This is a genomic window from Parafilimonas terrae, assembly GCF_900115755.1.
GTDB classification, from domain to species: domain Bacteria; phylum Bacteroidota; class Bacteroidia; order Chitinophagales; family Chitinophagaceae; genus Parafilimonas; species Parafilimonas terrae.
Genome location: NZ_FOXQ01000023.1, coordinates 1 through 9,775 on the forward strand (window position 1 = coordinate 1; position 9,775 = coordinate 9,775).

At 39.4% G+C, this 9,775-nt stretch carries 9 protein-coding genes and 1 tRNA gene; 2 read left to right on the forward strand and 8 right to left on the reverse strand.

Annotation, left to right across the window (positions count from 1 at the left end; translation table 11 throughout):
• Window positions 1-201: 201 nt before the first annotated feature.
• The 5 genes from BM015_RS20910 to BM015_RS20930 all read right to left on the reverse strand — a co-directional run bounded on the left by BM015_RS20910 (window position 202) and on the right by BM015_RS20930 (window position 4,514).
• Entirely contained in the window at window positions 202-792 is a 591-nt protein-coding gene (locus BM015_RS20910; protein ID WP_177191984.1) for an Arm DNA-binding domain-containing protein, read from the reverse strand.
• A 282-nt stretch (window positions 793-1,074) separates the two neighbouring features.
• A tRNA-Pro gene (locus tag BM015_RS20915) sits at window positions 1,075-1,148 on the reverse strand.
• Between the two features lie 81 nt (window positions 1,149-1,229).
• Window positions 1,230-2,078 carry a fumarylacetoacetate hydrolase family protein gene (locus BM015_RS20920; RefSeq protein WP_090663262.1) on the reverse strand — a complete coding sequence of 283 codons (849 nt, stop codon included), beginning with the start codon at window positions 2,076-2,078 and terminating at the stop codon, window positions 1,230-1,232.
• A 40-nt stretch (window positions 2,079-2,118) separates the two neighbouring features.
• The gene (locus BM015_RS20925) at window positions 2,119-3,003 is read right to left on the reverse strand and encodes an SMP-30/gluconolactonase/LRE family protein (RefSeq protein ID WP_090663263.1); all 885 of its coding nucleotides are present in this window, start codon (window positions 3,001-3,003) and stop codon (window positions 2,119-2,121) included.
• A 95-nt stretch (window positions 3,004-3,098) separates the two neighbouring features.
• Window positions 3,099-4,514: an L-serine ammonia-lyase gene (locus tag BM015_RS20930; protein ID WP_090663265.1), complete on the reverse strand. Its 1,416-nt coding sequence runs from the start codon at window positions 4,512-4,514 to the stop codon at window positions 3,099-3,101.
• 139 nt (window positions 4,515-4,653) lie between these two features.
• Here BM015_RS20930 and BM015_RS20935 point away from each other — a divergent pair, with 139 nt between their 5' ends.
• On the forward strand, window positions 4,654-5,337 hold the full coding sequence (locus BM015_RS20935; RefSeq protein ID WP_090663267.1) for a DUF4397 domain-containing protein: 684 nt from the start codon (window positions 4,654-4,656) through the stop codon (window positions 5,335-5,337).
• 91 nt (window positions 5,338-5,428) lie between these two features.
• Window positions 5,429-6,490, forward strand: a complete 1,062-nt coding sequence (locus BM015_RS20940; protein WP_090663268.1) for an NAD(P)/FAD-dependent oxidoreductase — start codon at window positions 5,429-5,431, stop codon at window positions 6,488-6,490.
• 59 nt (window positions 6,491-6,549) lie between these two features.
• Here BM015_RS20940 and BM015_RS20945 read toward each other — a convergent pair whose 3' ends face one another.
• From BM015_RS20945 to BM015_RS21760, 3 genes are all read right to left on the reverse strand, one after another.
• Window positions 6,550-7,875, reverse strand: coding sequence for a citrate (Si)-synthase, eukaryotic (locus BM015_RS20945; protein ID WP_090663270.1), 1,326 nt, complete (start codon window positions 7,873-7,875; stop codon window positions 6,550-6,552).
• A gap of 194 nt (window positions 7,876-8,069) precedes the next feature.
• On the reverse strand, window positions 8,070-9,164 hold the full coding sequence (locus BM015_RS20950; RefSeq protein ID WP_090663271.1) for an LptF/LptG family permease: 1,095 nt from the start codon (window positions 9,162-9,164) through the stop codon (window positions 8,070-8,072).
• A gap of 286 nt (window positions 9,165-9,450) precedes the next feature.
• Window positions 9,451-9,775 (reverse strand): Rossmann-fold NAD(P)-binding domain-containing protein (locus BM015_RS21760; protein WP_218148599.1); only part of this gene is annotated, 325 nt, incomplete at its 5' end.

A 9,775-nucleotide genomic window follows, 5' to 3' on the forward strand; every position in this document is an offset into this window, starting at 1 on the left:
GTCAATTTAGGCTGGCCAAAGGTGGTCAATATACTTTGGCGATACCTGGTCAGCTTAAACCGGCGAAGAGTGGTCAATTTTGCCGACGCCTCCACCTTGCCACTCTCAATCATCTTTGTTGCAGATGCCTTCAAAAACTCAATCCCAAAAACAAAAAAACGGTCTAAACCTTTTTGAAAAATCTGTCCAGTTTATAGGGGGCTAAGACACTCTCATCTGGCGCAGGCATGGGTCTGATGCTTTTAAAGGATGAGCGCGAATAAAACTTTCAAGTTCCAATAAAGCTTCATAGTCAATCTTTATTAAATCAACATCTGGCTCTTTAAAATAATATAACATGAAGTTGTTCAGATACTTTTCTGTCGCAGCATAATTCTTTGTTGTGCCTGGCTTTAATTTATTGCTGTCACATTCGATCTTCTGGTGCTTTTGGATGAGTTCATTTACAGTATGCCCGGATGCAGGAGGTTTCTGGCTTATATGCCGGTTAAAATAATGTTCCCGGATTGCTTCGCTGGTAACAGGATACCTGCCGGCTTCCAATATGCGTTTGCTTTCTGTAATACGGTAGCGAACATCGTTAATATACCTGTTCAACGATTCTGCTTCTTTGCTTTTTGTTTTAACCGTTTCGCTTTTAGAATTCCATGTAATGATAGGGATTTTTTGGTTCAAAGAAATTTCAGTTGGGATGCCATTAACAGTAACTTTTGCAGATAAGTAACCGTGAGTAGGATTGCTCTTTGCTTTCCTGATAATAATGTCAATAAAGAACGTCAGATCTTTTTTCATACAACACATTTTTTGAAATGATTAATTGGTTATCATTTCTCAATCATTTTCACCAAAAAGACATGAGAATAAAACGTTTCAAAATATATCAAAATAAATGTTACGTTTTATGTGTCAACGCGTAACAAGGATTTTTTGAGACAAATCTATCCTAAAAAAAGTCTCATGGATTGTCTCAAAAATATCTTGATATATTTTGAAATAACTTAACATGACGGAAAATAAAAATGCCTGCAAATCAATTATTTACAGGCATTTTGAAATGTTTTGTACTCCTAAAAGTCGGGAGGACAGGATTCGAACCTGCGACCCCCTGGTCCCAAACCAGGTATTCTACCGGGCTGAACTACCTCCCGAATCCTTACCGGTTGAATTATTCTTCCGAAAGGGCTGCAAAAGTAAGTGTTTGAGATATATCACCCAACTGATTTAAAAAATTATGCATTTACACAGGTTTGTTTTTGTGTGCCAAGCTGTTCTATGGAAAGTTCAACCACATCGCCTTCCTTCAGGTATTGAGGTTCTTTCATACCGAGCGCCACTCCGGGAGGTGTTCCGGTTAAAATAATATCGCCGGCTTCAAGCGTCATAAACTGCGAGAGATAATGCACCACATAGTAAACATCGAATATCATTTTGGATGAACTGCCATTTTGCATCTGCACGCCATTCACACTTAATTTCATCCATAAGTTTTGAGGGTCTTTTATCTCATCGGCGGTTAATAAATAAGGTCCCAATGGGCTGAAGTTATCGCAGGATTTTCCTTTAGTCCATTGTCCGCCGCGTTCTATCTGGAACTCTCTTTCAGATACATCGTTTACAACAGCATAACCGGCAATGTAACCTTTTGCATCATCAGCGCTTTGAAGGTAACGCGCTTCTTTTTTTATTATAACAGCTAACTCAACTTCCCAATCGGTTTTTTTACTGTTTCTTGGTATAAGAATATTATCATAAGGCCCAACAACAGTATTGGCAGCTTTCATAAATACAATCGGTTCTTTTGGTATTACAGCGCCGGTTTCTTCTGCGTGGTCTGAATAATTAAGGCCGATACAAATAGCTTTGCCAGGCCTTGCAACTGGTGCAGCCCAACGTTCCTCATCATCAACAACCGGTAATAGAGAAATGTCTTCAACGGCTTTTAATTTTTCAAGGCCACCCTGTTCAAAAAATTCATTGTTCCAGTCTTTAAATAAATGCGATGCATCACGGCGGATGTTCTTATCATCAATAATGCCTGGTTTTTCATTCCCTTTGCTGCCAAAGCGTATTAATTTCATGTGTATGGTTTTTATTTTTTGATTGCTATAATAGTTTTGTTTAAGCTTTAAATTTTTTGGATGAAGTTCCTTTTATACCGGTGTTTTTTACAACAAATAATTTACCTGCATGTGGCTGTTGCTCTAAAGCTTCATTGCTCATGTTTTTACTGGCTGTTGTAATATAAAGGTCGGTGAGGCCTGCACCGCCAAATGTACAGCAGGTTACATTGGCCACAGGTAAATCTATCTGTTGAAGCAAATCGCCTGTGGCAGGATTATATCTTGCTACGCGCCATCCATCATAAAATGCCACCCACAACATGCCTTCTTCATCAATGGTCATTCCATCGGCAAAACCTTTTTCATGTGTGAGGTCAACAACCACTCTTTGATTATCTATTGCACCGGTTTCTATATCAAAATCAAATGCAAATATATAATTGGTAGGTGTGTTGATGTAATAGAGAATAGTGTTATCAGCATTCCAGGCAAGGCCATTTGAAATAGATACATTCTCTAATTTTTTGTGTATGGAAAGATCCGTATCAACCATATAAAAATTACCCATGTTTTCTTCTTCTGTTTTCGACATACTGCCTAACCAAAACCTTCCTGCCGCATCGCCCTTTCCATCGTTAAAACGGTTATTTAAACCTTCTTCGGGATGAATAATATGTTTTACTTCTTTCTTTTCAATATCAATAAAACCAATACCGTTTTCAAGGCCGGCAATAAAACCGCCCTGTTCACGCGGCACAATGCAGCCAATCATTTGGCCTGTTGCAAATGTTGAATGTTGCTTGGTATTTGTATTGAACTGGTGAATTTCTCCCTTCAAAATATCAAGCCATAATATGCTGTTGGATGCAGCATCCCAAACGGGCCCTTCGCCTAATTTGCAAATATGATCCAGCACAATTTCAGGCTGCAATGCATTATCCATAACTTTTAATTTGAACAAATATAATCTTCATGCAAACTTTTTGTGCATGCCCGGATTGATGAAAAATATATTTACTGATAACTATAAGAAACAATTCAGCATTCCTTTAAACCTAAAGGAATATTTAAGGCAAGCCCGCCTTCTGCTGTTTCTTTATATTTTGAATTCATGTCAATGGCAGTATCCCACATGGTTTTAATTACCTTATCCAAACTAACCCTTGCATAATCGGGAGAGCTTTGTAATGCAAGTTGTGATGCGGTAATTGCTTTAATAGCGCCCATTGTATTACGTTCAATGCAAGGCACCTGTACAAGCCCGCCGATAGGATCGCAGGTAAGCCCAAGATGATGTTCCATTGCAATTTCCGCAGCCATTAAAGCCTGCCTTTGTGTGCCGCCCAAACTTTCTGTGAGCGCCGCTGCGGCCATAGAAGATGATACGCCTATTTCTGCCTGGCATCCGCCCATGGCGGCAGATATGGTGGCTTCTTTTTTAAAGATGCTGCCTACCTCGGAAGCGGTTAAAAGAAAACGTATGATCTTGTCCTCATCATCGCCATTGCAAAAAGTAATGAAGTATTGCAGCACGGCAGGAATTACGCCGGCCGCACCATTCGTTGGCGCAGTAACAACGCGGCCAAACGATGCATTTTCTTCGTTCACGGCGAGTGCAAAACAACCCACCCAATCTAAGATATAACTGAATGCATTACCGCCATTTCTTATAACTTTCGTCCACGAAGCATGATCGTTATAATCATTTTGTTTGATGAGTTTTTTATTAAGATCAAAGGCCCTGCGGCGCACATGCAAACCGCCCGGCAGTTCTCCTTTGGTATGGCAGCCACGGTACATACATTCCTTCATGGTTTGCCATATATTTAATATGCCTTGTTTTGTTTCTGTTTCATTGCGCCATGCATTTTCATTTTCCATTACTACTTCATTAATCGACAATCCTGTTTTCATGCACCAGTGCAAAAGGTCTGAAGCAGTGTTTATTGGAAAAGGAAGATCAATTTTTACAGTGCTTTTTTTATCCTCATTTTCTTTAACAACAAACCCGCCGCCTATTGAATAAAATGTTTCACTTATTTGTATATCATTATTGCAGTCGGCCAAAAAACTTAAACCATTTGGATGAAAAGGCAGCGTTTCGTTCATTAAAAAAACAACGTTTGCCTGCACTTCTTTCTCACCATTTAAAACAAGTTTTTTTTCAGCAGTAATATGTTCAAATTTTGACGCTATGGAATTTACATCAATAGTTACAGGGTCTTCGCCGCATAAGCCCATCAGTACAGCAATATCAGTTCCGTGCCCTCTACCTGTTTTGGCAAGCGAACCATATAATAATACAGTAACAGATTTTGTTTGAAATAATATATTTTTCTCTTCAAGTGTTTTTATAAATCTTAATGCAGCGCGCCACGGCCCCAGTGTGTGGGAGCTTGAAGGGCCAACACCAATTTTAAACATGTCGAAAACAGAAATAGATTCATGCGGCATATAATGTAAATTAAACAGCAGGCGCTTATTTATAACAATAAAAAAAATTTAAAACGCTTACAACCTTTTTAACTTTTTAAAAGTCAAGACTGCATACAATATCTGATTAACAAACGTTTTTATTAAAACATCAAAAATTATGAAAAGAATCTTTGTAAATGTAGCGGTAGCTTTTGGTATTTTAACTTTTGCTTCATGTTTAAAAGACAATAATGGAACAACAAATCCAACGCAGGGTGCTTTAATGGTTGCCAACCTCAGTCCGGATGCAACAGGAGTGAATGTTACTTTAAATTCACAGGGCTATATTAATAATCTTGTTTACGGAGTTTATACACCTTATTATCTTCAAAATGCAGGCACTTATAATGCCGGCGTTACGGCATCTTCAACTACCATTGCAGATTCAATAACAATTGAACCGAATAAATATTACAGTTATTTTATTATTGACACACTTGCAAGTCTTAAATATGCTTTTGTTGAAGATAAGCTTGTAGCTCCTTCTTCAGATTCTGTATATGTAAGGTTTTTAAACTTTTCTCCCAATTCAGGCTCTGTTAATTTCCGCGATTCTGCCACGCATAATTATTTTTCCAAAGCAAGAACTTTTAATGATCAAAGCACAACAAGTTCTTACGCCACTTTTACGAAAATGCCGGCAAAGATGCTCACTTTCCAGATTGTAGGCAGTGATAGTGCTGTATTAGCGAGCAAGAAAGATACTTTATCAGGCGGCCATATTTATACCATTGTTGCTAAAGGAAAACTGAATGGAACAAGCACACAGGCGCTTGGAATTGGTAAGATTCAAAATTATTAAAAACAGCTTTTTTGAATATTTTAAAAACCGTCTTGCAAAAGGCGGTTTTTTATTGCTGCTGCAGCAAACATAGTTTCATTAACATTGCAGCATGACGGTGGATTACATCATTATCGGGCAAGGTATCTGCGGCACATGGCTTGGGTATTATTTATTGAAAGAAAATAAAAGCTTTATTGTTTATGACAACAATTATTTGCAAAGTGCAAGTAATGCTGCCGGCGGGTTGATCAATCCTGTTACCGGCAGGAGAGTGGTTACCACCTGGATGGCGGAAGAATTATTGCCATTTGTTTGGAAGGAATATAATGCCTTGGGCGATGCTTTAAACATGCAATGCATTAACCAAAAAAATATCCTGGTATTTCCATCTGCAACAGATTTGCAACAAGCCTTTATTGAAAGAATAAAACAGCAAAACAGTTTTATTCAACCGCCATCTGTTGCAAGAGAAACTTTACATACCATATTTAATTTTCCTTTTGATGTATTTGAAATAAGCCCTTGCTATGTAATAAAAATGCAGGCATTGCTGCAATCTTTTCGTGCGCATCTCAAAGAAAAGAATGCTTTAAAAGAAGAAGTTTTTAATGAAGATGAATTGATAGTAAACAAAGATTGTATTGAATACAAAGGCATAAAAGCAGGCAAAATTATTTATGCCGGTGGCATAAATGCGGCACAAAGCAGTTATTGGAAAAACCTGCCTTTTGTGCAAAATAAAGGCCAGGCATTAGTGGTGTATATTGAAGGTTTGGATACATCCTATATTTATAAATTCGGTCACCTTACATTAATTCCATTAAAAGATAATAAATGGTGGGTTGGCAGCAGCAATGAGCTTGAGTTTGCAACAGCAGCGCCAACAGATGATTTTAAAACAAGAACGATTGCATCTTTAAAATCAATATTAAAAAAAGATTTTACGGTTGCAGATCATTTGTCGGCATTGCGGCCCGCAACAGTTGAGCGCAGGCCATTCGCAGGTTTCCATCCTCAATATAAAAGTGTTGGAATTTTAAACGGAATGGGTTCAAAAGGCTGTTCGCTTGCGCCGTGGTTTGCAAAGCAGTTTGTGCAGAATATGTTACTTGATGAACCGCTGGATCCTTTGGCAGATGTAAGCCGCTTTGCCAAAGTATTAGCCAGGTAAAGCATAAAAAAACACCGCAAAAAATATGCGGTGCTTTTTATTGAATGAATGCTTAAAACTTAAGCATCCCAAATTTCATCTTTGCCTTCAAGCCAAAGCTTAACAGATTCAGTTGTTACAGACTTTGGCCTTTCCAGCGGGAAGCCTAAAGCCCTGTCCCAGCATAAACTTGCCAATACGCCCAAGGCGCGGCTTACTGCAAATAACACGGTATAAAACTCGTATTCAACAAGGCCATAATGCACAAGCAATGCGCCGCTGTGCGCATCAACATTTGGCCAGGGGTTTTTTACTTTCCCAAGGCTTTGAAGAATGGACGGTACCGTTTCGTAAATATTCCAAACGGTTTGCACAAGCGGGTCATCCGGCATGTGCCTTTTACCAAATTCCATCTGCGCTATAAAGCGTGGATCGGTTTTGCGCAACACTGCGTGCCCATAACCGGGAACCACCTTGCCTTCTTTCAGCGTTTTTCTCACATATTGTTCTATCTGTTCTTTAGTAGGTGATTTTGTATTAAGCTCTTCCTGCATTTCAAATATCCACTTTATAACTTCCTGGTTAGCCAAACCGTGAAGAGGGCCTGCGAGGCCATTCATGCCGGCAGCATAAGATAAATAGGGGTCGCTTAATGCAGAACCAACAAGATGCGTTGTGTGGGCAGAAACATTGCCGCCTTCGTGGTCGGAATGTATGGTCATATATAAACGCATCAATGCCTTAAAACTATCTCTTGTATAACCGAGCATGTGTGCAAGGTTTCCTGCCCAGTCCAGCAAACCATTTGGATTAATATGTTCGTTGTTTTTATATTTCCGCCTGTACACATAAGCTGCAATATGTGGAATGCGGGCAAGCAGGTCCATGGTATCATCAAAAACAGCAGCCCAGTAATCTTTTTTGTTCATGCCTTCTGCATATTGTTTTGCAAACTTGCTTTCAGTTTGCAGGGCCATAATACCGGTAACATACATTGTCATTGGATGTGCAGAAAGGGGCAGTGCGTCAATTGCATCAAAAACGTGATTGGGTATATGGCTTCTGCGTTGCCAGATAGCTGTTATGGCATCAGTATCTGCTGCAGTAGGTATTTCGCCAATCAGCAATAAATAAAAAAGGCCTTCGGGCAAAGGTTCTGTGCCGCCGGGCGCTTTGGGTAATTTTTCCCTTAATTCAGGTATCGTATAGCCGCGAAAACGAATGCCTTCCTGTGCATCAAGCAGGCTTGTTTCGGTTACCAGGCCTGTCATGCCACGCATGCCCTGGTATATCTGGGATAATTTTACTTCTCCAATTACTTTGTTGCCATTTTTGGCAAGGATTTCCTTTATTTCTGCGGTAGCTATATCGGCCTTTTCTTTAAACTTCGCTCTTAATGCGTCCATGAATTAATATTTATTTTTAGCTGATAATTGTTTGCAAACTGCTGAGCCTGGCAAGAGCGGATATGCTTTTTCATACTTACTTAGAAAATCTTCATTCACACTGTTATAGGGTAAATGCTTCCGCGGTAAATGCAGGCGGCTAAAGATAGCACTTAGCGTTTAATTTGAGTATTTGCAATAAAAATAACCCGATTTTATTTCGGCGCCTTGCGGTAAAAATAGATGGCAACAAAGGTAAAAATGATGTTGGGCAGCCATGCCGCTATTACCGGCGGCAGGTTTCCTTTGGTGGAAAATATGGTGGAAAACCTGTCCATTAAAATAAACAATGCGCCGGCAACAAAGCCAATGGCAATATGTGCGCCGCTTCCGCCCCTTACTTTGCGGCTGGCAATTACAGCGCCGATAAGCGTGAGTATTAACACCGCTACCGGTGTTGCCAGGCGGCGGTATTCTTCCACCTGCAATGTATTTAAGCCCTCTGTGCCACGCAGTTCCTGGTCTTTTATATATTGACGAAGCTGCGGCGAATTCAATTTATCTTTTGCATATTCATCGCGGCTGAGGTCAAGCGGTTTAAAGGATGGGTTCAGCATCATCGAATTTCGTGTTTTTACTTTTTCACTTATTCCTGAAAATGTGCGCTCAATAGCATTGGAAAGTTTCCATTTCCTGGTGGCAGTATCCCATTGTATCGATTGTGCCCTCAGGTTATAAATAAGTTCATTTCCCTTTATACGGTGCATGAAAAAAGGGCCGCCGTACTTTGATGTTGTGTCGTAATTGCGTATGCCCGCATAAGTAAAAGAATCAATCCTGAAATAAATACTGTGCTGGCGGTTTTCCACAAGCGGGTTATAAGTTGAGTTTACATTGATATATTTTTCTTCAAAAGATGTTTTTTTTACGTTGGCTGTAGGTATCACAAATGCCAGTGCAAACATGAGCAGGAGAGACAAAAAAATGCCGCCAATCCAATAAGGCAATAACATGCGGTTGTAAGTGGTGCCGCTGGCAAGAATGGCTATGATTTCGCTGCGGCCTGCCATTTTGGATGTAAAAAATATTACCGCTATCAATACAAATAAAGGAAACAGCAGCGAATCAATAAAAGGGATGAAGCCGAGATAATACTGAGTGAAAACCTGGCTTGCAGAAAGACCGGCTTTTACAAAATCGTCGGTTTTTTCGCTTACGTCAACCACTACGGCAATAACCGTAAATAAAAGAATACAAAAGAAAAAAGTTACCAGGAATTTTTTAAGTATGTACCAGTCAAGTTTTTTCATTTGTATAAAAGCAGCAAAAATAAATTATAGTTGGATTGATGATGCGTTAATTAGTGTTATTATTATAAGGCTGCCGTAATTGAGGCGCGGCAGCCCTGCTGCCGAAGTGTGTAATATAAGCACTGCTTGCGTAAACACTTTTCCTGGCTGCTGTAAAATATTCTTTAAGCGACGCCATAACCTGGTTGTCTTTTTTGAAAACCAATTGTAAGCTTACGTTCAGCATCGCCTTCATTGTCCGTACTTCGTAAACATCGAATGCTTAATTATTGGCGGCAGTTTTTTTTTATTTTCTCATTAGGTCAAATCCTTGCTTTATGGTTACAAATGGCTTATAGCCGAGTTCCTTTTTTGCTTTGTTGTCGTTGGTTGTAAATTCTATGCCCATAATATTTACCAGTCCTTTGTAAAGCGGCGGGTGTTCTTTTAATCCAAAAATTTTCCAAACAAATTCCATTACCGATGCAACACGTTTTGCCATCGCTAATGAAACAGTTTTCTCGGGAATGGTTATGTTGTAAGCTTCCCCAAAAACAGTACGTTTTGAAAGTAGACAGTAAAGTTTAATTTTAAAACGTAAGAAATGAAAAAAAGCACATTCAGTCCTGCGC

Bases quoted from the DNA above. Each gene is read 5' to 3' on its own strand.
- BM015_RS20910 (WP_177191984.1), bottom strand. From the start codon at position 792: ATGAAAAAAGATCTGACGTTCTTTATTGACATTATTATCAGGAAAGCA.
- BM015_RS20925 (WP_090663263.1), bottom strand. From the start codon at position 3,003: ATGGATAATGCATTGCAGCCTGAAATTGTGCTGGATCATATTTGCAAA.
- BM015_RS20930 (WP_090663265.1), bottom strand. From the start codon at position 4,514: ATGCCGCATGAATCTATTTCTGTTTTCGACATGTTTAAAATTGGTGTT.
- BM015_RS20935 (WP_090663267.1), top strand. From the start codon at position 4,654: ATGAAAAGAATCTTTGTAAATGTAGCGGTAGCTTTTGGTATTTTAACT.
- BM015_RS20920 (WP_090663262.1), bottom strand. From the start codon at position 2,078: ATGAAATTAATACGCTTTGGCAGCAAAGGGAATGAAAAACCAGGCATT.
- BM015_RS20940 (WP_090663268.1), top strand. From the start codon at position 5,429: ATGACGGTGGATTACATCATTATCGGGCAAGGTATCTGCGGCACATGG.
- BM015_RS20945 (WP_090663270.1), bottom strand. From the start codon at position 7,875: ATGGACGCATTAAGAGCGAAGTTTAAAGAAAAGGCCGATATAGCTACC.
- BM015_RS20950 (WP_090663271.1), bottom strand. From the start codon at position 9,164: ATGAAAAAACTTGACTGGTACATACTTAAAAAATTCCTGGTAACTTTT.